Source organism: uncultured Zhongshania sp., assembly GCF_963975605.1.
GTDB lineage: Bacteria > Pseudomonadota > Gammaproteobacteria > Pseudomonadales > Spongiibacteraceae > Spongiibacter > Spongiibacter aquimaris.
Window position 1 is genome coordinate 88,763 of record NZ_CAXBHN010000008.1, and the last position, 23,904, is coordinate 112,666.

At 51.7% G+C, this 23,904-nt stretch carries 20 protein-coding genes; 8 read left to right on the forward strand and 12 right to left on the reverse strand.

What is annotated here, in order from left to right; genetic code table 11:
* Nucleotides 1-11 precede the first annotated feature (11 nt).
* The 7 genes from hfq to AAC007_RS09295 all read right to left on the reverse strand — a co-directional run bounded on the left by hfq (nucleotide 12) and on the right by AAC007_RS09295 (nucleotide 7,430).
* The gene (hfq, locus tag AAC007_RS09265; RefSeq protein ID WP_219042635.1) at nucleotides 12-272 is read right to left on the reverse strand and encodes an RNA chaperone Hfq; all 261 of its coding nucleotides are present in this window, start codon (nucleotides 270-272) and stop codon (nucleotides 12-14) included.
* Between the two features lie 124 nt (nucleotides 273-396).
* A complete protein-coding gene (miaA, locus tag AAC007_RS09270; RefSeq protein WP_339676244.1) occupies nucleotides 397-1,311 on the reverse strand; it encodes a tRNA (adenosine(37)-N6)-dimethylallyltransferase MiaA in 915 nt (304 codons plus the stop codon).
* Between the two features lie 46 nt (nucleotides 1,312-1,357).
* A complete protein-coding gene (gene mutL, locus AAC007_RS09275) occupies nucleotides 1,358-3,223 on the reverse strand; it encodes a DNA mismatch repair endonuclease MutL (RefSeq protein ID WP_339676175.1) in 1,866 nt (621 codons plus the stop codon).
* Nucleotides 3,223-4,605: an N-acetylmuramoyl-L-alanine amidase gene (locus AAC007_RS09280; RefSeq protein WP_295874241.1), complete on the reverse strand. Its 1,383-nt coding sequence runs from the start codon at nucleotides 4,603-4,605 to the stop codon at nucleotides 3,223-3,225. Before AAC007_RS09280 ends, mutL begins: the two co-directional genes overlap by 1 nt.
* Complete coding sequence (gene tsaE, locus AAC007_RS09285) at nucleotides 4,592-5,086, reverse strand: tRNA (adenosine(37)-N6)-threonylcarbamoyltransferase complex ATPase subunit type 1 TsaE (protein ID WP_219042638.1); 495 nt, start codon at nucleotides 5,084-5,086, stop codon at nucleotides 4,592-4,594. The genes AAC007_RS09280 and tsaE overlap by 14 nt, the downstream gene beginning before the upstream one ends.
* The gene (locus AAC007_RS09290; protein WP_339676180.1) at nucleotides 5,070-6,614 is read right to left on the reverse strand and encodes an NAD(P)H-hydrate dehydratase; all 1,545 of its coding nucleotides are present in this window, start codon (nucleotides 6,612-6,614) and stop codon (nucleotides 5,070-5,072) included. The genes tsaE and AAC007_RS09290 overlap by 17 nt, the downstream gene beginning before the upstream one ends.
* Nucleotides 6,615-6,713: 99 nt before the next feature.
* Complete coding sequence (locus AAC007_RS09295) at nucleotides 6,714-7,430, reverse strand: DUF4197 family protein (protein ID WP_339676183.1); 717 nt, start codon at nucleotides 7,428-7,430, stop codon at nucleotides 6,714-6,716.
* Nucleotides 7,431-7,708: 278 nt separating this feature from the next.
* On the opposite strand from AAC007_RS09295, the gene queG reads away from it, so the two are divergent.
* Entirely contained in the window at nucleotides 7,709-8,779 is a 1,071-nt protein-coding gene (queG, locus tag AAC007_RS09300) for a tRNA epoxyqueuosine(34) reductase QueG (RefSeq protein ID WP_339676185.1), read from the forward strand.
* Nucleotides 8,780-8,835: 56 nt separating this feature from the next.
* On the opposite strand, the gene AAC007_RS09305 is transcribed toward queG, so the two are convergent.
* Nucleotides 8,836-10,686, reverse strand: a complete 1,851-nt coding sequence (locus AAC007_RS09305) for an autotransporter domain-containing protein (protein WP_339676186.1) — start codon at nucleotides 10,684-10,686, stop codon at nucleotides 8,836-8,838.
* A gap of 290 nt (nucleotides 10,687-10,976) precedes the next feature.
* Entirely contained in the window at nucleotides 10,977-11,522 is a 546-nt protein-coding gene (gene orn / locus AAC007_RS09310) for an oligoribonuclease (protein WP_339676188.1), read from the reverse strand.
* Between the two features lie 167 nt (nucleotides 11,523-11,689).
* Here orn and rsgA point away from each other — a divergent pair, with 167 nt between their 5' ends.
* The 3 genes from rsgA (at nucleotide 11,690) to asd (ending at nucleotide 14,635) form a co-directional block, all read left to right on the forward strand.
* Nucleotides 11,690-12,700 (forward strand): small ribosomal subunit biogenesis GTPase RsgA, encoded by a 1,011-nt coding sequence (gene rsgA / locus AAC007_RS09315; RefSeq protein ID WP_295874260.1) that lies wholly within the window; start codon nucleotides 11,690-11,692, stop codon nucleotides 12,698-12,700.
* A gap of 170 nt (nucleotides 12,701-12,870) precedes the next feature.
* On the forward strand, nucleotides 12,871-13,716 hold the full coding sequence (locus AAC007_RS09320) for a rhodanese-like domain-containing protein (protein ID WP_296436152.1): 846 nt from the start codon (nucleotides 12,871-12,873) through the stop codon (nucleotides 13,714-13,716).
* A 58-nt stretch (nucleotides 13,717-13,774) separates the two neighbouring features.
* Nucleotides 13,775-14,635 (forward strand): archaetidylserine decarboxylase, encoded by an 861-nt coding sequence (gene asd, locus AAC007_RS09325; protein ID WP_339676191.1) that lies wholly within the window; start codon nucleotides 13,775-13,777, stop codon nucleotides 14,633-14,635.
* A 9-nt stretch (nucleotides 14,636-14,644) separates the two neighbouring features.
* On the opposite strand, the gene epmA is transcribed toward asd, so the two are convergent.
* Together epmA and efp are read right to left on the reverse strand one after the other, a co-directional pair.
* Nucleotides 14,645-15,598 (reverse strand): EF-P lysine aminoacylase EpmA, encoded by a 954-nt coding sequence (epmA, locus tag AAC007_RS09330; RefSeq protein WP_339676193.1) that lies wholly within the window; start codon nucleotides 15,596-15,598, stop codon nucleotides 14,645-14,647.
* On the reverse strand, nucleotides 15,599-16,168 hold the full coding sequence (gene efp, locus AAC007_RS09335) for an elongation factor P (protein WP_219042647.1): 570 nt from the start codon (nucleotides 16,166-16,168) through the stop codon (nucleotides 15,599-15,601). It abuts the gene before it with no gap.
* A 46-nt stretch (nucleotides 16,169-16,214) separates the two neighbouring features.
* Between efp and epmB the strand changes: the two genes are divergently transcribed.
* The 3 genes from epmB (at nucleotide 16,215) to AAC007_RS09350 (ending at nucleotide 21,163) form a co-directional block, all read left to right on the forward strand.
* Nucleotides 16,215-17,240: an EF-P beta-lysylation protein EpmB gene (gene epmB, locus AAC007_RS09340; protein ID WP_339676246.1), complete on the forward strand. Its 1,026-nt coding sequence runs from the start codon at nucleotides 16,215-16,217 to the stop codon at nucleotides 17,238-17,240.
* A gap of 63 nt (nucleotides 17,241-17,303) precedes the next feature.
* A complete protein-coding gene (locus tag AAC007_RS09345) occupies nucleotides 17,304-19,100 on the forward strand; it encodes a hypothetical protein (RefSeq protein ID WP_339676195.1) in 1,797 nt (598 codons plus the stop codon).
* A gap of 53 nt (nucleotides 19,101-19,153) precedes the next feature.
* Nucleotides 19,154-21,163 carry an EAL domain-containing protein gene (locus AAC007_RS09350; RefSeq protein WP_339676196.1) on the forward strand — a complete coding sequence of 670 codons (2,010 nt, stop codon included), beginning with the start codon at nucleotides 19,154-19,156 and terminating at the stop codon, nucleotides 21,161-21,163.
* A gap of 47 nt (nucleotides 21,164-21,210) precedes the next feature.
* Here the strand turns inward: AAC007_RS09350 and serB are convergent, their stop codons facing one another.
* On the reverse strand, nucleotides 21,211-22,425 hold the full coding sequence (serB, locus tag AAC007_RS09355) for a phosphoserine phosphatase SerB (RefSeq protein WP_339676197.1): 1,215 nt from the start codon (nucleotides 22,423-22,425) through the stop codon (nucleotides 21,211-21,213).
* Nucleotides 22,426-22,686: 261 nt separating this feature from the next.
* Between serB and AAC007_RS09360 the strand changes: the two genes are divergently transcribed.
* Complete coding sequence (locus tag AAC007_RS09360; protein WP_339676199.1) at nucleotides 22,687-23,904, forward strand: hypothetical protein; 1,218 nt, start codon at nucleotides 22,687-22,689, stop codon at nucleotides 23,902-23,904.

Sequence of the window (23,904 nt, forward strand, 5' to 3'; positions counted from 1 at the left end):
AAGAATTGCCGTTATTCAGCGTCTTCTTGTTCTTCGTCATCTTCTGGCGGATGCGCCATCGGCAAACGAACAACACGAGACGGTACAACGGTAGAAATGGCGTGCTTGTACACCATTTGGCTAACCGTGTTTTTCAACAGCACAACAAATTGGTCGAAAGACTCAATTTGGCCCTGAAGTTTGATACCGTTAACCAGATAAATCGATACCGGAATACGCTCCTTGCGAAGAATATTCAGATAAGGGTCTTGTAAGCTATGCCCTTTTGACATGGTGTAGCCTCCTGTATGCCCAAACCGGGCGTTGATAAAACCTATCAATAAAAAGCAGCAATATGGATCACAAACCTGCGAATTAGTTCGTAATCAGACTGGGTAATTTGCAGTATACCGTAAGTTAATGTCCTACGGCAGCGCCAGATTGCATCAAGACCTTATTTAGCTGAGATTCCGTATTTTCGCCAGAATCTAACCACATCAAATCTGACCAACCCCGCAACCACGTTAATTGGCGCTTAGCTAACTGACGGGTGGCAATTAAGGCTCTCTCAAAGGCTTCGCTCTTGTCATAATCGCCCCGTAAATGCTCCCAGACCTGGCGATAACCCACCGCCCTAATCGACGGCAAGTCGGGATGGAGGTCCCCACGCGCCATTAAGCCCGCAACCTCATCAATAAAACCGCTATCAAACATCTGTCGCAAGCGCTGCTCAATACGACGGTGCAATACCGCGCGATCTGGTGGCGCAATCGCAAACTGATGCACTTGATACGGCAATTTCTGCTCTGATTGCCTAGCCTGCCATTCGGTCAACGTAATGCCGCTGATCTGATAGACCTCCAGCGCGCGCGATAATCGCTGGGAGTGGTTGGGGTGAATACGCGCCGCCGATTCTGGATCGACAACGGCCAACTCCGCATGCACTGCCGGCCAGCCATTTTCCACCGCCAACGCATTAATTTTGGCGCGAATCGCGGGGTCGGCACTGGGCATGTCGGCCAAGCCTTCCATTAAGGCTTTGAAGTACAGCATGGTGCCACCCACCAACAGCGGAATACGTCCCGCCGACGCACTAGCCGCCATCGCCGCGAGTGCATCACGACGAAATTGCGCCGCCGAGTAGGGTTCTGATGGGTCGCAAATATCAATCAACTGATGGGGGTAGCGCGCCAAAGTATCGGGTTCAGGCTTTGCGCTGCCAATATTTAAACCGCGATAGACTAAGGCCGAGTCCACACTGATGAGATCGCAGGGCAAATGGTCGCTTAACGCCAAGGCCAAATCGGTTTTACCCGCTGCGGTCGGCCCCATTAAAAATATGGCCGGCGGTAAATCACTTTCGGTATCTAAGGATGAGCTAGCGACCACGTAAAAACCATTTATCCAACTCAGCCATTCCGACTTGCACCCAGGTTGGACGTCCGTGATTGCACTGGCCGCTGCGCTCGGTCGCTTCCATATCTCGCAGTAAACTGTTCATTTCGGGCAGCGTTAAGCGCCGATTAGCCCGCACCGAACCGTGACAGGCCATGGTCGATAAAATTTCATTTATGTGGGCGCGAATACGATCACTGCTGCCGAATTCCAGCAAGTCAGATAGCACATCGCGAACCAACTGCTCTACCGACGTGTCCGCCAATATGGTTGGCAATTCGCGAACAATGACAGACTCTGCAGCAGCGCGCTCTACCCTCATACCCAACTCAGCAAATACATCGCTGTGCTGCTCAGCGCAGTCCGCTTCGCGCTCGCTGACCGCCAAATTCATCGGTACAAGCAATGGCTGGCTGCGGATACCCTCACCATCGCGGGCGTTTTTCATCCGCTCGTAGGTAATACGCTCGTGAGCCGCATGCATATCGACCAGCACTAAGCCCTGCTGGTTTTCAGCCAGAATATACACACCTTTTAATTGCGCCAGGGCGTAACCCAGCGGCGGTGTGACACTGCTATTCGCCGCGTTATTAACCGGCTCCTGAGCCTGTAGACGCTGGTAACCGGCCTGTTGATCAGCAACACCCGACGTATTCGAGAACGCCGCACTAGACCGATACTGAGGCTGATAGCCATCCACCGAGTTAAAGCTCGGCGCGACATCAAGCGCCGCGCTAGAGCCCGCGCCGCTGTCGGCCAGTGCCATCGCCGCCTGGGTTTCCGGCATCGCCAGCATTGACTCGCCAGAGAGCTGAGGCACCGACGCATTTTGCGGCACAGTGTCGGGACGCACATCCGCCAGCACTTTGTGCAAGGTGCGGAAGATAAAATCGTGCACTGTGCGGCCATCTCGAAAGCGCACTTCATGCTTAGTCGGGTGGACATTGACGTCAACCGACGCCGGCGCTAACTCTAAATACAAAACAAACGCGGGATGACGCCCGTGAAACAGGACATCGCGATAGGCCTGACGCACTGCGTGCACCACTAAGCGGTCACGCACATAGCGGCCATTGACATAAAAATGCTGCAAGTCTGCCTGACTGCGGGAAAAGCTCGGCAGCGCCACCCAACCCCACAATCGCAAGCCCATGGCTTCGCGGTCTATATAGAGCGCCTGCTCCATAAAAGCGGGGCCACACACCGCGGCCAAACGACGCTCTTGCTCTAGCTGATTATCTGCGGGTTTGAGGCTGTGAATTGCACGACCGTTGTGACGCAGAGAAAAACCCACGTCGTAGCGACTCAAAGCCTGGCGCTTTACCACCTCGTCCAGGTGGTTAAATTCGGTTTTTTCGGTACGCAAAAATTTACGGCGGGCCGGGGTGTTAAAAAATAAATCTCGCACCTCAACCGTCGTGCCACGTGGATGGGCAACGGGGGCCAACACCGCTTCCATATCGCGACCTTCGCTGCGCGCAGACCAACCAGAGTCACTGCCTTCGCGGGCCGTACTTAAACTCAAGCGCGATACCGAGCTAATACTAGCCAACGCCTCACCGCGAAAACCTAAACTCGCCACTGACTCCAAGTCTTCAAGGACCGAAATTTTACTGGTGGCATGACGACTAAGCGCTAATGGCAAATCGTCATGGGCGATGCCTTCACCATCATCGCGCACGCGAATTAACTTCACGCCGCCATCTTCAATCTCTAACTCGATTCGGCGAGCGCCGGCATCGAGACTGTTTTCAAGTAACTCTTTTACAACTGAGGCAGGGCGCTCAACAACCTCACCGGCTGCAATTTGGTTCGCCAAGCGCGGATCTAGTAAACGGATTTTTGTCATTAGGAAGCGGGAATCTTTATTTTTTGACCGACGCGGATATCACTACCCGACAATTGATTATGGCGCTGTAAATCACGCAATGGCACATTGTAGCGATGCGCTATACCAGACAGGGTATCGCCGTTTGCAATGACGTACTCTCGCACACTCGACCCAGGCGTAGAACGCCCCCCTGCCGGTGTGATATCACCGCGTTTTACCGCTGCAAAGTAGGTATCTGGTGGCGGACTTTCACGGAAATAGCGATCAATGCCTTCATATATTGCCTGTGCCATTTTGCCTTGATAGCTCGAGGTTTTTAATTTACTCGACTCATGCGGATTTGAAATAAAACCCGTTTCTACCAATAAGGAGGGGATATCGGGCGATTTCAATACAGCGAAACCCGCTTGCTCAACACGTTTGCTATGCAGTCGCGAAATTTTTCCCATCTCGCCCAATAACTGGCCACCTACACTTAAGCTTGCGTCCAGGGTTGCCGTCATCGATAGATCTGTGAGCACGCCCGCAAGTACCTGATCTTTATCAGACAAACTTACGCCGCCAACCAAATCCGCCTCGTTTTCACGCTGTGCCAATATCCGCGCCGAGGCACTGGTCGCTCCGCTCTTAGAGAGTGCGTATACCGAGCTGCCATTCGCACTGGGATTGGTAAACGCATCGGCGTGAATAGATACGAAGAAGTCAGCCTGAGCTTTTCGCGCCAAATCGCGGCGCTTAGCCAAGCCTACATAGTAATCACCGTCGCGGATCATCACCACGCGGTAGCCTTTCTTGCGTTCAAATCGCTCTTTTAAACGCAGTGCAATCTTGTAGACAACCTCTTTCTCTTTAACCCGACCCGGGCCGATGGCGCCAGGATCTTCTCCACCGTGACCGGCATCAATGGCGATCACGACATCGCGATGAGAGCTATTCTGTAAACTTTTAGTGACCCTTGGCGCGCTCTTGGTCGCACTGGCCGCCGTGGATGTACCATCGCCGGAGCTCTCAACTTTATCTAAAAAGTCTACGACCAAGCGATCACGTAACTCGCCACTGGCGGTGAGCAAAAAGCTTCTTACCTGAACGTCGTCGCTAAGATCAAAAACAATACGCAGCGCGCCACCTGGCTTCTCCGCATGACGTAAGCGCGTAATGGGGCTATTGGTAAATTCGAGCTTGCTGGTATCAGAGGTAAGATTGGCGCCTTTTATATCAATAACAAGGCGTCGGGGATTGTCTAGCGTGATCAGTTCATGCTCTACCGGCCCGCTTAAGTCAAACACCACCCTACTGTGGTCAGGTGCCCGCCAAAAGCGAACGTCGCGGACTTCTGCAGCCTGCGCAGTGGCCGCAATAAATAGTAAACCGCACAATAATGCACTGCTAATCCGTTTCATATTCGCTCAACTGCGCCAGAATTTGCTGCCCGCGTAAGGTATTGCCACGCGCGGCAAGAAGGCGGCCCACTCCCTGCGGTTCAATGCTAACCATTATGTCGGCAGATGGCAAAAAACCGCTGCCGCGCTGGGGCCACTCAATTAAACATATTGTATCTTGCTCGAAATAATCACGGATGCCCATATACTCCAGCTCTTCCGGATCACCGAGACGATAAAGATCAAAATGATACACAGTGACCGCCTTAGACTTAGCTGGTTCCGCGCCAAAAACTAAATCTTCGTAGGCTTCGACCAAGGTGTAGGTAGGGCTTTTCACTGGCCCGATATAGCCAAATGCACGCAAAACACCTCGACAAAATGTGGTTTTACCGGCGCCAAGCTGTCCATCCAAATAGACTACCGCGCCACGGTGCATTGCAGCGCCGAATAGTTCTCCCGCCGCAACGGTTTCGGTTTCGCCGTCAAGATAGCGCTGCATACCCGTTGATCACACCTCGTAAATTATCAATAACATCACTTGCCAGCATACCGCGCTCACCACGCTCGGCAGCGCAATCCGCCGCAGCGGAGTGCACTGCCGCCGCCAAGCAGGTCGCCAAAGTGGGCTCGCAACCTTGGGCGACAAACGCGGCAATAACGCCTGCGAGCACATCCCCCATGCCGCCAGTCGCCATTCCGGCATTGCCGCCGCTATTTAAATACATCGACGACTCAGGCGACGCGGCGGCAATAAGCGTACCCGCACCTTTCAATAACACCGTCGCTTGATATTTATCTCGAATGGCCAAGGCGCTAGCAAAACGGTCTTTTTGCAACTCGGCGGTACTGCAAGCTAATAGTCTCGCCGCCTCGCCCGGATGTGGCGTGAGTATACGTGGCCCGCGATGAGATTGCAGGAGCTTAGGCTCTGCGGCAATCATATTAAGCGCATCGGCATCAAGCACCACTGGCTTATCACTGTTTAATGCCGCATTTAACAAGTCATGGCCCCAGGCGCTCTGCCCCAAGCCTGGCCCCAGCACTAGCACACTCGCTTTTGCCAATAAGGGCAGGATATCCGCGACGACGCTAACACCGTGCACCATGATTTCGGGCCTAGCGCTTATAAAAGCGGCGACATGCTCTGGCCGAGTTGCGCATGAAATCAAACCGGCGCCACTGCGCGCTGCCGCTGTCGCGGCCAACAATGCCGCTCCAGCCATACCCGTATCGCCACCAATCACCAACACATGGCCAAACATGCCTTTATGACTATTGCGGGGACGCACGCCCCACCGCGCCAGCATCGATGTGCAACTCAATTGCTCGATCTTTGCGGCACCACTTTGCTTGAGTTGACTGTATACGTCGCGTGGTACCGCCAGGGAATCGAACACCTTAACACCGCCGCAGTCGACACCATCGAGGGTGTATAAACCGCGCTTTCGACCAATAAAACTGACCGTAAGTGAAGCGCGAATAGTAAGGCCAAGCCGATTACCGGTATCACTGCACAAGCCCGATGGCACATCTATCGCCAGCACCGGCGCGCCGCTGTCATTAATAGCGGCAATCGCCTGTGCATATTTTTCACGCACCGCACCTGTCAAACCGGTTCCCAGCATCGCGTCGACCACAATTGCTTGGGGATCAGGACTTGCCCCCGTCCACGCTTGCACCGTCACGCCGACATCTACCGCAGCTTGCATTGCCAGCGCCGCATCGCCGCTCAGCGCCAAAGGGTCGGCCAGGGCCCACACACGAACGGGCAAACCATGCTCCGCCGCCAGTACCGCAATCAGATAGCCATCCCCGCCGTTATTACCACCTCCGCAAAATATTTCTATCGGCGAGCAGTCTGGCCAGCGCTGCTGCAGTTCACGGAAAGCAGCCAATGCAGCTCTGTGCATAAGGTCAAAACCACTGATACCACCGGCAATCGCGAGTCGGTCCAGCTCCCGCACCTGCGACGCGGTATATAGTAGTTGCTCAGCGATTATGGACTCACTAGGCGTGGTCAGTGACATACAGCGCTTCTCGATTATGTGTTACACATTCCTATCATAGCGCCCAAAGCAGTGCTGGCAAACTTAGCTCCCAGGAACTTGGGTAACACGACACCAAAACTAATATGCTGACGCAGCGATTACACTATCAAGCGAATCTCGAATAAGCCGCTCTTTCGCGGCCACCTTTTTAAATAGCGTACCAGCAGCCTGCTCTACCACGTACTGAGCCAAGCGATCTGGCGAAACCGACTCGGCGGGAACACCCGCATCAACATCGCCATCAGCCTCTGCGCTGACGATGCTTTTCTCCTCTTCACTCAGCAAATCCTCATACAATTTGATGGCACCGTCAGCTTCAAGGCTCTCACGCACAAGGGGCAACATCGCCGACTGCACAAGCTCGGCCCCTTCAGCTACCAACAATTCAGTCGCTGCACTGCGAGGCGAGTGCAGCAATTTTTGCAAAGTACCGGGCTCCATATTGGCCACGATATCTTTCAGGATTGGCCCCGCCACCGGAATGGCATTTTCAGCGGCGCGGTTAATCATAATTTCCAGCAAGGCCGCCTCGGGCTTGTCATTTAAATCCCGGGCCACATCAATCACTAAGCCAAGTGGTGGTGGCAGTAGAACCCGCACTAGCCGATCATCCAAAAAACCGCCCTTTGCCGCTAACAGATCAACCACCAAATCAATACCGGATTTGAGCTTTTGGGCAAAGGTATTAGCTAGCACTTGTTGAAATTTGGCTTGGGCAGCCAGGGACATACCATCGAACATCGATGCACAACCAGACGTCAACAGCGTCATAAACACGAAGGCAATTACACGCAATTTTTAAATACCAGCGAGAGAAAGCTCAGAGGGAAGTGCCGAAATGGCGGCGCATTCTAGCAGAACGCCAAAAGAACGGTAGTGGCGCCGCAAACAACAATTACAAAAAGTATTCCTGAAGATCGACTGCCACTAGAAAGAACAAAAACTGACTCGTAGCAACACGTGCCAGAATAGACCTAGGACTCACCAACCGCGAAATCCAAAGCGACATACAGACGCGCCCCAAGGGTGTAAAATGCCCAATACGACCACGCTCATTAGGCAACGGCAACTTGATGTCCATCACCTCGACCAATCTTGACGAACTGGCCCAGCAGATTAAAGCCTGGGGCAGAGAGCTTGGCTTCGCCCACATTGGCATTAGCCCCGCCACTAATGCTGCCCACGCAGAGCATTTGCGCAACTGGCTGGCAAAGCAATATCACGGCGACATGAGCTATATGGCCGAGCGCGAAGGCCTCCGCGCTGCGCCGGCAGAACTACTGCCAGGCACCGTCCGCGTTATAAGTGCGCGCTTAGATTACTTACCCGACGGCGAAAACTGTGAAGAAATCTTAACCTCACCCTCTAAGGCCTATATTTCTCGGTATGCACTGGGGCGCGACTATCACAAACTCATCCGCAAACGCCTGAGTCAATTGGCGGAGAAAATTAGCGCCGTCGCCGGTGGCAGTCACCGCGCCTTTGTCGATAGCGCACCGGTACTTGAGCGGGGCTTTGCCGAACAAGCTGGCTTGGGCTGGATAGGCAAAAACAGCATGCTGATTAACAGCAAAGCGGGTTCCTGGTTTTTCTTAGGTGAGATTTATACAGACCTGCCCCTGCCTACCGACCCGCCGCAAGAAACAGGTCATTGTGGGACTTGCCGCGCCTGCTTAGACGACTGCCCAACGGGCGCCATTGTGGCGCCATATCAAGTGGACGCCCGCCGCTGTATTTCTTATTTGACCATTGAGCTAAAGGACAGCATTCCAGAAGACTTGCGTCCACTAATGGGAAATCGCGTTTTCGGTTGCGATGACTGTCAGCTTGTATGCCCCTGGAATAAGTTTGCACAAACAACTACAGAAACTGACTTCTCTCCCCGCCACCAACTCGATAACAGCGAACTAGTCTCCCTATTTTTATGGACCGAACAGGAGTTCCTCGACAATACCGCTGGCTCTGCCATTCGGCGCATTGGCTACCAACGCTGGCTGCGTAATCTCGCCGTAGGGATTGGCAACGCGCCGGCAAATGACGACGCGATTCGCGCACTTCACACCCAATATGCCGTAGCGGATGAGATGGCTAGAGAACACATTACGTGGGCGCTAAACCGACTGCAAAAGATGTCATCGAAATAAAAAACGCCAATAAAAAAGCCCCTGCGAAAGGGGCTCTATATTTCGAAAATAACGTCTTAAAAAGGTAGCGAATAATTCAACATCACGCTTTCGCGCCCCTCACCCTCGTCGCTGTAATTTACGTTTAACGCCAAGCGAGATTTGTCGAAAAGCACCGCCGCACCAATACTGGCATCGACAAAGTTGTCTCCGTCTGCGCGATAGCTCGGCATGCGGTAACTTGCATAGCCTAAATTGGTATTGGTGACTTCAATAGTTTCATCCGCATCCTCAAGCTCTGACACAGAGAACACCTCAGCATAAAGATTAATACCGCCATTCACGCTTAAATTTGCCAAAAGTCCTGCGCGAAGCTGGCGACTCTGACGACTTTGTTCACCCCATTGATAATTAGAAACCGCACCGCCAGACTCGGTGTAACCATCTACCGCACCGGTCAAGAAACGCGCCCCCAGCGCTGGCGCAATACTGATATTTTTAGATGAGGAAAGTTCGTATGCCACTTGACCGTCAAGATGCCAGCCGTAGCCGTCGCTGCCACCTGACGCCGTTAATGCGCGATCACCCAAATTAAAGTGCCTGTCTAAATCACTGTAATCAATCACATTCAGACCGGCACTACCCTCCGCCAACCATTGGCCATCGCGGTAATTAAGCAAGCCACTCAGACCAACACTGCTGGCAGAAAAGTCTGCGCCGTCGGTGTCAGTTTCGTGCTTAGACATACTGAGCGCCGCGCCCAAACTCATCGCAGGTGATACCGCACTATTGTAGCCAAGGGTTAAATGGCTGGTTTTCTGATCGCCACCACTTGGCGTATCTTCGTTTGCACCACTGGCATTAATAAATAATCTATCGGTATTTTCAAACCAGCGATTTTCCCTGAGCATTTGCGAGAGGCTGTCGTGCTGCGTGCGCGCAATTCCAAGTGCAATGCCCGACAGACGGCCAACCAACTGCGGCGCCATCACGACATCAATTAGATAATCGCCGGTAATCTCGCCCACTTTGGCGGTCGGATGAACGCCGTCGTTAAACAATAATTTACTGGGGTCAGGGTTTACGCCGTCGATACCAAATACCGGATGCTGAATACAGTCGCCGCCACTGTCGTCGAAACACATATAGCGCTGGTCAAATGTACCCAGCGGGCCAAACGCAATATTAGCGCCGTTGGCGAATCCATAATCCTCCGCATTGGCGGCTATATAGGTGATCACCCCAGCTAAATCCACTGGAATAATATTAGCCGAACTAAAATTCGCGAAGGTCATTAAGGCCTGATTGTAACCCGCGGCCCCCGCCGATATTGCCGCCGCCGAACCTGGAACGACAAAGTTTTGTGCCTGCGCCGCTGCGGTATTACCCAAGTCAGGTAAATTGCTAAGCATGATATAACGTCCGCCGGCCGCACTGATGGCTGATACACCAGCGATCAGTGTCTGGGCAGAATTTACAATACTCGCCTGGTCAAATGCGGTGCCGTTAAGGAAATCATTGCCGCCACCGTCTATCAAAATTAAAGCATTTGAATCAATGGTATTGTGCTCTGTTAAATAGGCAGGTCTAGCAACTGCACCACCCGCGGGCAGGGCGAGACCGGTGCCGTTTATCGAGTTTAAGATATCTGCCGTTTCGTAGCCGCCGACAGCGTAGTTTGTACCCCCACTTACAGCAGGATCAGTCGGCAAGCCAAGCGCCGTACCCAAATATTGCGGGGCAATATTGGCATAGTCGCCCACGGTAAAATCGCCGTTTCCATCACCGACCCTATTGGTAAACCGGAGGCCTAAATTACCGCTGTCTAATAAGCTATCGCCAAAGATAAGCAGCTGACTAAAATAGCTCTGCGCAGACACAGGCGAGCACATTAGGGTAGCCACACACAGTGCGGTCAGTTTTCTCATAGCCATATACCTTCTTATTATTTAATTGTTTTAACCGTCAATTCATCCAGCAACGGAGCTAAATCGAAACAATAGCTCCATCACAAGTATTCATCGACAACATAGAGCACTACGAGACCTGTTTTAGCGGTAAACAACAATACGGGTAAATACAGATAGCCTAGGGCCGGTTCACACTAATGAACATAGAAGACAATTCGCACTAAAGCAAAGCGACGGCACTAGGGAAGAAAATAAGATGGGCAGGCTCGCGCCACGCTAAATAGTGACAACGAGCAGCCAAGGAGGATTTAAGAAAGGCGTAAAAAATGCTCGCGATAATAACCCAACTCCGCAATAGAATCGTAAATATCATTCAGCGCCAAATGGCTCGCACTTTTTTTCAGGCCGCCGCTTAGATCTGGGCGCCAGCGTTTCGCCAATTCCTTTACACTACTCACGTCCAAATTGCGGTAGTGAAAAAAGGCTTCCAGAGCCGGCATTTCGCGGGCCATAAAACGGCGGTCTTGGCAAATGCTATTGCCACACATCGGCGACGCGCCCTTTTCAACATGCTTGTCTAAAAATGCCAAGGTTAAGCGCTCGGCCTCTTCCACCGTAATGCAGGTATCTTGCACACGCTTGGTTAAGCCAGACTGCCCATGCTGACGGGTATTCCACTCATCCATGCCTGCCAAGACCTCGTCCGGCTGATGAATAGCCAGTACCGGGCCTTCTGCTAGCACATTTAAATTGGCGTCGGTCACCACCGTGGCAATCTCAATAATGTGGTCGTTGATGGTATCTAAACCGGTCATTTCAAGATCGATCCAAATCAAATTTTGAGTCTTGTCCATAAACTTGCCTTCACGGTGAATAATCAATTGATACTGCTGTGATCTCGAACAGTAATTGCAAACTAGCTACTTTTTTCAGTCTGCCTAGAACATGAGCTAGTTAACGCAGATTGTCGATTGTAGCAGTACATAGGTTAAGATGGCGCTTCTTAGGCGAATGAACCTTCATGACAAAACGTAAACTCAGCCGCCAGCAACGCTGGCGCATAGAAAAAGTACAGGCCGAACGCAGCGATCGCGCGAGCAAACGCGACTCAAAGCTCGACCAAGCGCTGAGCGAAGGCGAGCTCGGCGCCGAGCAAAACGGCCTTATTGTAAGTCATTTTGGCCAACAGGTTGAAGTTGAAGGCGAAGGTGGCCTAAGGCAGCGCTGTCATGTCCGCGCCCACATCGACGGCCTAGTCACCGGCGACAGCGTCACGTGGCGAGAAGGCAAACCAACAGGAGTAGTGGTCGCCTGCAACAATCGCGAATCGCTATTATCTCGCCCCGACAATCACGGCAAGTTAAAGCCCGTTGCCGCCAATATCGACCATATTGTCATCGTCATTGCCCCCGAACCCCGCGCCCACGCCAATTTAATAGACCGGTATTTAGTTGCCGCCGAGGCCATCGGTATTCGACCGATATTACTACTGAATAAAACCGATCTAATTAACGACGACAACCGCGAGTATCTAGACAGCATGCTGACGCGATACCAAGAAATTGGCTATCCAGTCACCCGCGCGTCCACCGCTGCTGAACGCGGCCTCGACGAATTAAAGCAAACTCTATGCGGACACATCAGTGTTTTTGTCGGGCAATCCGGGGTAGGAAAATCCTCCCTAGTCAATAGCCTACTCCCAGGCACAGACACCCGCATCGGCGCACTGTCTGAAGCCACCGCAAAAGGCAAACACACCACCACCACCGCCCGTCTCTTTCATTTTCCCGACGGCGGCAGTCTGATCGACTCCCCCGGCATCCGCGAGTTTGCGCTCTGGAATATGGATCGAGAAAAAGTGCTAGCCGGTTTTATTGAATTTCGACCATTCCTCGGCATGTGCCGCTTCCGAGACTGTAAGCACGAACACGAACCGCGCTGTGCCTTGCTAGATGCAGAGGCAGAAAACAAAATTCGTCCCGAGCGCATGGCCAGTTACCGACAAATCATCCAAAGCCTAAACGAAGAGTGAGCTGAATCGTCATCTCACTTTGCTAGAATGGATTCACTGACGAGTGAGAAAACCGCGAGATTCATTGTCCCAATTAATAAGCGTGCAATTAATCCATTACATTATGACGTCGCTTCGCTAGCACAGCTCCTGTTACAATTTGGCGTCACCTAAAGTACAAGTTGTTTACTATGAAAAACTGGCCACTATTAATTGAAACAAGCGACCTCGCTGAATCACTGCACGATCCGAAATTATTGATTTTGGACACCAGCAGCGCCGCTAATTACGCCGAACACCATATCCCCGGAGCGGTGCATATAGCGCCCGCAGAATTACAAAGTGGTGTTAAACCCGCTGTTGGAAAGCTACCCAGCATTGAGGCCTTAAACAGCCTGTTCGCAAAAGTTGGCTTGACACCGGACAAGCACGTTGTCGCCTACGACGACGAAGGCGGTGGTTGGGCGGGCCGCCTAATATGGACTTTGGACGTAATTGGTCACCACAATTACTCTTATCTCGACGGCGGCTTGCACGCGTGGCTACACGCCGGACACCCTACTGAGAAAGTCCCGAATCATCCCGCGCCCACTAAGCAAGACATCACCATTGATAGTCTGCCGATTGCCGAGATTGAAGATTTCATCAGCCTACTCGACAACAGCCAGCTCGCAATATGGGATGCGCGCTCACCAGAGGAATACCGCGGCGAAAAAGTATTAGCGCAGCGCGGTGGCCATATCCCCGGCGCGATCAATTTAGATTGGTTAGAATTAATTGATCGCGACAATCAAATGCGCCTCAAAGATTTGACCGAGTTACAAACTCGCTTAAACGAATTGGGGATCACCGCCGACAAAACCGTCATCACTCACTGCCAGACTCACCATCGCTCTGGCCTCAGCTATTTGTTGATGAAAATTCTTGGCTACCCGCATATCAAGGGCTATCACGGCTCTTGGGGCGAATGGGGGAACAGTGAGACGACGCCTATTGAAATCGGTGACCAAGCGCAATCAAGCGCGAACACGCCCTGATTTCGAGCCACCATTTCAGTCATAACAACCACACCGAGCATCGGCAAAAGGACAGCTTGTGAAAATTGCGTTTATTATTTTGCAGTATCTGCTACCCCAGCACCTTTTGTCGCGACTGGTAGGCAAACTCGCAGACACTGAAATCCCTTGGCTCAAAGACCTACTAATCGAGCGCTTTATCAAACAATACCAGGTTGATATGAGTGAAGCTGCCGATTCTGACTACCGCAATTACGCCAATTTCAACGCCTTTTTCACCCGTGAATTAAAAGCCGGGGCACGCCCCATCTGCGACGCCGAAGGCGATATTGCCTGCCCAGCCGACGGCGCGATCAGTCAAATAGGCAAGATCACCGGAGGCCGAATTTTCCAAGCCAAAGGCCAAGACTATAGCTTGCTAGCACTGCTAGGCGGCGACCGCGAGATGACCGCTCAGTTTGAGAATGGCAGTTTCGCCACCGTGTATTTGTCACCACGCGACTACCACCGCGTCCACATGCCTCTCGCCGGCACACTGCAAAGTATGAGCTATATTCCAGGCGCACTATTCTCGGTAAACACCACCACCGCCGAAAATGTCCAAGGTTTATTCGCTAGAAACGAGCGCGTAGTGTGCTTGTTTGACACCGAAGCCGGCCCAATGGCTGTTATTTTAGTGGGAGCCATGATTGTCGCCGGTATTGAGACGGTGTGGGACGGACAAGTTGCGCCACCACCAAAGGGCATTAAAACAACCGATTACCGTCAAGCGGCAAGGGAAATTCACTTAGAAAAAGGCGCCGAAATGGGTCGATTCAAGCTTGGCTCGACTGCCATCGTGCTTTTTGCAAAAGATCGCGCTGAGTGGCTTGAGACTTTTCAAGCGACCACCGCAACGCGCCTTGGCGAGACCTTAGGGCAACTCAAACAGAACCCTTAACTTACGCTGTCACGCGCGCTCGAGCGGAAACGCAATGACCTCATCGATGCGCTCCGCCTTGCACGCGAGCATCGACAGACGGTCAAAACCCACCGCAACACCCACACAAGCAGGCAAGCTCGCCATCGCCTTTAGCAGATGACGGTCAATCGGGGGCAGCACCTGATCATTGTCTGCCCGGCGGCTGTGATCTTGCCTAATTCGCCTAACTAACTCACCCGGATCTGTTAATTCGTCGTAGCCATTGGCTAACTCCATGCCCGCGTAAAACGCTTCGAAACGAGCCGCCAGCTCAACGCCGTCCGCATTGATAAACGTCTTTGCCAAAGCAGCTTGCTCGCTGGGGAAGTCGCAGACAAAACTCAGGGATTCGCGATCTAAGGCCGGCTCAATCACAGACGACATAAGTAGCTGCAGCCAGGTGTCGCGATCATCGGTATCAAAATGGATATCCATATGCGAATGTGCGCAGGCTTTTAGTTCGTCTAGCGACGCACTATGCGGATTTAGACCGCAGTGCAGCTCAAAAACGTGCTGATAAGTGTGGTGTTTTACGCTAAGCGGGCCAACCGCCAAGCCCACAATCGCGGCGACCTCATCCATTAACTCCGCCATCGACAAGCCCGGACGGTACCACTCGAGCATCGTAAACTCCGGATTGTGCCGCCTGCCCCGCTCACCGCGCCGAAACGCCTTGCAGATTTGGTAGATTGGGCCGCTACCCGCCGCCAGCAGACGCTTCATCGCAAACTCAGGTGACGTCTGCAAATACATGAGTGCGCCACCATCGGGGGCAACCGTGGTAATAGCTTCGATATTGGGATCAGTGACTGGCGCAGAGGCTAGTAGAGGTGTTTCCACCTCCAAGACCCCGCGAGTCGCAAACAAGGCGCGCACAGAGGAAAGTAATTGTGCGCGGCGACGCAGAGCCGAAAATTCAGCTGTGGGCCGCCAATCTGACATTTAAGATTTTACTCGGTTCTGATATTCGCCGGTGCGAGTATCTACCTTTATCACTTCGCCTACGCTTAAAAACAAAGGCACTTTAACAACCGCACCGGTGCTCAAATAGGCAGGTTTAGTTCCACCTTGGGCGGTATCGCCTTTTACACCGGGGTCAGTTTCTACAATTTCCAACTCAACAAAATTTGGTGGTGTCACCGACAGCGGCGCGCCGTTATAAAGCGTTACGGTGCACACATCCTGCTCTTTGAGCCAATTCGACGCATCGCCAACCGCTTTGAGATCAGCCTGAAACTGCTCAAAGGAATCGGGATCCATAAAGTGGTAAAACTCGCCATCGTTATACAGATATTCCATATTTTGATCGATAACGTCGGCGCCTTCCAAAGACTCGCCAGACTTAAAAGTACGCTCCCAAACCCGACCTGAGTTAAGATTACGCAAGCGCACCCGGTTAAAGGCTTGGCCTTTACCTGGCTTAACAAATTCATTGTCTAAAATAGAACAAGGCTCGCCATCGAGCATCACCTTCAGTCCGTTGCGAAACTCATTGGTAGAATAATTAGCCATGATTTTCCTCAGCGACGGTGTAAAACCGTTAATTAAAAAGGCGTCAATGATACCCTTAAACGACACAGTTTGGCAGACCGAAAGCTGGCAGCAACAAATGCGCGGCATGATCCGCGACCCCGAACAGCTATTTCAGCGGCTGCAACTAGACCCATCAGAACAGCCCGACATCGCGGCGGCAATGCGACAATTTCCACTTCGCGTACCCGAAGCCTTTGTCGCAAAAATGGCCATTGGCGACTGGCGAGACCCGCTGCTATTACAGGTATTGCCGCTAGCTACAGAGAGTCAAGAGCAGCCCGGCTTTATTAACGACCCCCTCGATGAAATCAACGCCAACCCCGCGCCGGGTTTAATTCACAAATACCACGGGCGGGTATTACTCATTACCAGCCCAAGCTGCGCCGTTCACTGCCGCTATTGTTTTCGCCGCAACTTCCCCTATGACGATAACAATCCAAGCCAGCGAGACTGGCAAAAAACCCTAGGGTATATCCAAGAGCGACCGGATATTAGTGAGGTGATACTCAGCGGCGGCGACCCTCTATCGGCACCAGACGATTACTTAGAGAAGCTGATCCACAAAATTGCCGCAATTCCCCACGTTAAAACCCTGCGCATCCACACTCGCCTACCACTGGTGCTGCCAGCGCGAATTACCCCCGAGCTTACTAAAGTTCTAAGCAATCACCGACTGAAAACCGTGATGGTGATTCACTGCAATCACGCCAACGAAATTGATACTCATACCGCCGGCGCCCTAGACATATTGCAGAAAGCAGATATTACCCTGTTAAATCAAAGTGTTTTGCTTAAAGAAATTAATGATAATGTCGATACATTGGTTAATCTCAGTGAGCGTCTTTTCGACGCCAAGGTCATACCCTACTATCTACACTTGCTCGACAAAGTGAGAGGCGCAGCGCATTTTGACGTAACAGAAGTAAAGGCACAGGCATTAATGGAAGGTATACTTACGAAGTTGCCGGGCTATTTAGTACCACGCCTAGTATTGGAAGACCCGAAAGCAAGCAGCAAGCGGCCACTTGCACTACAATGGATTGACGCGTAAAAACATAGACTTAAAACACAAAGTAAATGCCACGCGACATTACAGAGCCAGAAATAGGACTTTATGAAAAATAACTCAAGCCTTGCTGTCGCGACGCCTGACATAACGCGCGACTCGCACAGCCAGTTCGCGCTAAACGGCGGCGCAGTCAAATCTTGGCTGAGCTACCTGCCCTTGACCAATTTGGGCGAATCCACCCGCCTACTCTTTCAGGCCCTGTCAGAGCTAAGTCACACTGCATGTAAACCCAAAGATCGCTACGAAATACTCGAAATCATTCGTCCGCAAGTTCATCACATCGTCAAGGGTTTATCTCAGCATTACCTTAACAAGCCAGTGATACTGGCGGAAAAAACACAAAAGATTGTACTGCTCGCTAACACCCTAAATACCCAGCTGGCGACGGGTTACTGCCAAGCCTTTAAAGGTCTAGAAGGCGAAAACCGCCTGCTGCGCTCCAAAGAAGCCATGGCCACATGCCTGCATCGTGCACTTATTGAACACTGCCGAATACTACTGCGTACTTACCAACTTTATGGCTCATCACACGCAGGCTTTTGGCTTACCGCCCATGAAATTTATAAATGCGTACAAACCCAGAAGCTGGGTAAAACAAAGGTCATCGACAACCTATATGGCGATGCCAGCGTACGGCAAGCCTACGTCCGCTTGCTCATGTTAGGCTGCAGCAAAACCCATCAGCTCCCACAGCGCCATATTGAAGAAGTCTTTAATGAACTCAACCAATGGTCATCGCTCATTGATTTGCGTAGCGATAGGCTAGAAAGCTGTGTGTTCTTATTTAATCCGGCCGAAGATGCCTCACCCGTTTACCGAGAACTCATTCAACGCGCGCCATCTCTTGGCTGGCTGGGCATTGATACTAGAACCTTACTAGCACAAAGCGGCGGCCTATCTAGTTCGTCATCACCGCGAAAAAGCAATGCCCCCAAACCAAGTAAAACCGTGCTCGACCATCTCAGTATTGCGTGGAGTTCGGCGACATCACGGGCGGCGGAACGGATTCCCTGCAACGACCCGATTCTGATTACCGTGGGTATGAATACCACCCATTTCTACGTTGCCAATCAAACTGATTTTAGTAGCTTTCAATTTGAGAACGACCACAACGATGACTCTGAACTTTTTCGCGAGCGCCGAAACAATCAGGATGACGTATGGAGTAAGAATGGCGGCGTAGATGCGCGCAGCCGCGATAAGAGTGCCCCAGCGATGTCACCCATCCCCTACCGAAATACCGAAAGCCAGATAGAAACCATTAATTATAGCCTTCCGCAAAACGCGCCAGCTGCCAACGCGCCGGAAAATAAATACGAGTATTTGCGTTCACGCATGCTGGACACCAGCGGTTCGGGATGCCGAATTGAGTGGCCAGAAGATACTCAACTCCGCATTCGCACCGGCGAGCTTGTCGGTTTAAAAACCGACGACTACGAAGGATGGCGCGTCGGCGTTGTCCGCTGGCTACGCAGTGACAGCACGCATCAAATAGGTATCGAAGCATTGGCATCAACGGCAACGCCCTACAGCGCTCGCTTAGTGCAATCAGGCTTGGCGGTAAACGAGTACCAGCGGGCCATGCTCTTGCCAGGCAGCCAAATTGCAGAGGGCCCGCTATTGCTCTTATCTGGCGTTGTTGGCATTTCCGAGGGGCACACCGTCGAGCTCTTGCGCCCAGGGCATGCAATGCGTATAAAATTAGGCAAGATTGTAGAGCAATCTAATGCCTTCAAACTATTTAGCTTTCAAGACATTGCCCGCTCATCAATTAAAATTGATGTACCTGACGCTGACGCGGTTAATAAAAACGACTTCAACCAACTTTGGGATATTTTGTAATTCGAGCCCAGAAATCAGGTTTTTAACACTACTTCTATTACCGTAGAGCACTTATGAGCAGCAGTAACACTGCCATCAATATTCTTTTGTTTTGCCTCGCAGACAGCGACGCCGAGCAACTCGTAACACACTGCCGCCGCGGTGGTCGCATCGCCCATACCTTTGGTATCGACACTGGCGAAAAACTCGCGGCAGCAATTTGTGACAGTGATTGGGACGTACTTATTTTTGATGCCGAGCAATCTCAGCTCGACATCCAACGCTGCTGTCACATTCTGCGCAAATACCACAAAGACATCCCGGTAATTTATGTCGGCGAAGGCGATGCCCTGCAGCCGCCAGACCCCGACGTCGTCGACATGATCAATAAATACAATATGGCCCAGATCGTTAACGCGGCGTTCAAAGCACAGTCCGCTTTGGGCGTGCGCCGCGAACTAGCCACAACAAAAACCGCTTTGTCTGAGGCCGAGGAGCGCAATCAATTACTGCTGAATGATCATCAGGACCCGATTGCCTATATCACCGATGGCATGGTGATTTACGCGAACACGCCGTTTTGCGAACAGATGGGCTACGATGACCTAGATGGCTTCCCTATCGTCGACCTCATCACCAATAAAGACCAAGAGCGCTTTAAAAACGTCCTTAAAAAACAGCGGCAACACAACGAACATCAGCAATTTGAAATTAGCTTTTTTCTGTCGAACCGCAGCGAATTCAAAACCCATATTGTCTGTGATAGCGCCCATTACGAAGGCGAAGACTGCATACAAATTTCAATTGTTAAACCCAGCGATAAAGATAAGTCCAACGGTGTAGATAACACCACGCGAATGAGTAGCAAACACCAGTTTTTAACCCTGCTGCAAGAATTTATTGAAAACGAGCGCAATAGCGATTCGTCCCTAATTTTGATGTCTGTGGACCACTTCAGCAAACTGCGGCACAGCACTAGCCTAATTGACGTTGAACTCCTTATTGAAGCGCTAAGCAATCGCGTTCGCACCAACTTGCCTGCGCAGCACTACGGTCGCGTCGCCGACGACATGATCGCCGCCATCGCGCACCACGTCTCAAGTGACACTGCGCTAGAAATGGCGATGGAATTAGTAAAGGCCATCGAGTCTGAAATTTTTGAAGTGCGCAAGCAGTCGTTGCAATGCACCGCTAGCATTGCCGTTATGCCGATAAATCACTTAACGCCACCCAAGGCATCGCTGCTGCTAGACACTGCTTTTGACGGAGCGGAAAAGATCTATCACGCGGGTGGCAACAATGCAGAGATTTGCCGCCGGGATCGTCAACAACTTGACCGCAACACAGCCCCAGATGATGTCATCACAGAATCGATGAACAATAATCGTCTGAGCTTGCTATTCCAGCCTCTGGTGAATCTTGGCGCATCCAGTGGCGACCATTACGAAGCCACGCTCAATATTAATGACTGGGTGGAAGGCGAAATTACGGCCGGAGAAATGCTCCGAGCTATTGAACGCGAACCAGAAAATACCCAGCTAGATCACTGGATCGTGGTTGAGGCCACCAAGCAATTAGCAAAAGAGCGGCTCGCAGGCCAAGATCTGAAACTTATCATCAACCTTAGCGGCAACGTTTTCCATGATCCAGAGTTTTGCTCATGGTTATCCGTGGCATTCAAAGCCGCCGGCCTGCCACCCTCGTCAGTAATTTTACAGTTCAGCGAGGAAAGCATTGCCGATGCCTTAAAACCGGCTCTGGATTTTGCCACCCACTTACAAAAACTGGGCTCATCTCTGGCGGTAAGGAATTTTGGCCGAGCCCAAAAAGGCAATAAATTCCTGAGCCACATCCGCCCAGCCTTGGTAAAACCAGGCTACCGCGCGGCAGACATGCCGACTGACGAACAGATTCGCGACATGGTTCAACATGCGAAAACGCTCAACAGCCAGATTGTTATCCCGAATGTAAGCAGCGCGGCAACTCTCGCCATGCTTTGGCAATTGGGTCCGGACTTCATTCAGGGCAGCTATGTGAATGAGCCCATGCCCAGCATGAACTATGAATTTGCCGCCTTTGGCTAGCGCTGACCTCTTTTAAGAAGGCCAGAAAAACGAGTGCAACAGAAACCTTATTTTCCGGTTAAGCGGTCGCTGATTCCCAACAAATACAAAATCCCATCCAAACCAAGGGTAGAAATTGACTGCTTGGCATTTTCGCGGACAATCGGTTTAGCTCTAAAAGCGATCCCCAATCCCGCGATACTGAGCATTGGCAAATCATTTGCACCATCACCAACCGCAATAACCTGCTCCATATCCAAGCCTTCGCGCTTGGCTATCTCGCGCAGCAACTCTGCCTTGCGCTTGCCGTCCACAACAATACCCTCTACCTCGCCCGTGACTCGACCATCGCGTATAACGAGCTCATTGGCATGAACATAATCTATGCCCAACTTGCGCTGCAGATAGTGACCAAAATAGGTAAAGCCGCCGGATAATATAGCGGTTTTATAGCCGAGCAACTTTAACGTTGAGACCAAATTCTCTGCACCTTCGGTAATTCGCAAGCTCTCTGCAATACCAGCCAACACTGATTCATCTAAGCCTTTTAACAAGGCCACCCGCGCCTTAAAGCTCTCGGTAAAATCAATTTCACCACGCATTGCACGCTCGGTAATTTCCGCAACCTGCTCGCCAACACCGGCAGCGATGGCGAGCTCGTCAATCACCTCGGCTTCAATCAGTGTTGAATCCATGTCGAAGGCGACCAAGCGACGGGTGCGGCGGAACATATTGTCTTCTTGATAGGCAATATCGATATCCATCTCACTGGCTAGATGCAAAAGCTCACGACGGAAGTCGGTGGCATCCGGCAAATTACCTCGAACCGACAACTCAACAGACGCTTTGGATTGCTGGGCAACCCCTTCAAGCGGCACCCGACCCGACAGGCGATCGATCCTATCAATATTTAAAGCGTAGCGAGAGACGACATCGGTGACACCGGCGATATGCCTTGCCGTAATCTTGCGCGCCAACAGGGTCACAATATGACGCTGCTTGCCTTGGCCAGACACCCATAAATTGTAGCTTTCGGGACTAACCGGCAGAAAGCGAACCTGCATGCCCATCTCATGGGTGCGGAATAAAATATCTTTTAAAATACTGGCCGCTTCAGCACCCGCAGGTACTTCCACCAATAAGCCTAAAGACAAGTTATCGTGAATCACAGCCTGGCCGATATCTAAGATATTCACCTGATGATCTGCCAAAATACTGGTTATTGTACTTGTCACGCCGGGCCGATCATCGCCCGCTATGTTGATCAATATAATTTCGTTCACACCACCCCCTGCAGCAATCGGCGTATTGTAGCGGTAGACGTGATTTCACCCAAGCACCACTGCATTAGAATGCACTTATAATTAAAATGTGCGAAAACAACGTACTGATCTCCGGCGCGAAAAGGTCGCGATGACACGAAGTACATAGGCAATTTAAGCAACGCCAACACCCAAGATGTCGAGTCCAGTAATTAATCAGCGCTTTCCTTGATATACTCCCCCAGATAATAGAAGCCCCGCCTTCCAGATGGACAGTACAACATGCTTAAGCAGCTCCTTAAATTACCACTCTCGGCGAAATGCGGACTGATTACCGCACTGATATGCGCAATTGCAGGCATGACACTGCTACTCACCAGCATGACCGCGAGCAAACAAATCCTTCTTGAAACAACTCATTTAATAGGCCAGCAGTGGACCAACCAGCTGGCCTCGCAAAGCCAACAAGCCCTACTGCGTAACGACAAAGTAAGCCTACAAGCCATTTTACAGGACTATATTAATAGCCCTCTCATTGTCTATGGCAGTATCGCCAACTCCCGCGAAGAAACCGTGGCAGAAACGGGGCACTGGCGCGCAGAAAACCTAAATTACGAAGCGCCAGTGGCCGCAAATGGCCGACTTGGGCTCGTTAAACTGTCCCTTAGCCGCGAACTGATCGGCGATGAGATCCGCGATCTCGGCAAAACGCTGCTTATCCTCACCGGCCTATTAGCGTGTTTCAGCTACGCCATAATTGCGGTGCCAATGCGCCGCATCGAAGGTTTCTTAGAGCTGGCGCGCGCACGGATGGCACAACCCCTGCGCAATGATCACAGCGCTTACCCGGGCTCGGACAGTCTAGGGAAATTATTAGACGAAATTCACAATCCCCAGATCAGGCTTAGTAAACTCGGTAAAACCCGCTACAAAGATTATTATATTTTGCACTGCCACTGGCAGGCGTTTAGCGCCCTGCAAGCACAAATGGCGCCCGCTAGCTTCCGCGAGCATCTGCGCACGAGTTACGCCCGCGGTGAGGCGATTGCCAAGCTCTACCATGCCGATATTGTGGTACATCGTCACAACGCTATCAGCCTGCGCTTTTTTGAGGTGGAGGGTACTGATCACCCGCTGTTTCGCGCACTGTGCTGCGCCGACTTATTTCAAAGTTTAGACAAAGTATTGCGAAGCCGGGCGGGAATCGCGCATATCCACGGCGAGGGCGACCACTGGGAGTGTGCCGCCAAAGAATGCGCCGCCATTGATCAAATGCACACCGCGACAGCCGAAGGCAAGGGCACTTGGCTAGACGACGGTAGTCGTGACAATGAGCGCTTAGACGCCTGGGTAGATATTCGCGGCAATCACATTAGCGCAATGAAATCGCCTTACAGTGATTTATTAGAAAGACAGCAAACCCAGCTGAAGAAATTAACTCTGGACGCCTTCAAACAAGATGCCGCCAGAACGCAGTCTGAAGCGAATCACACTAGCTAA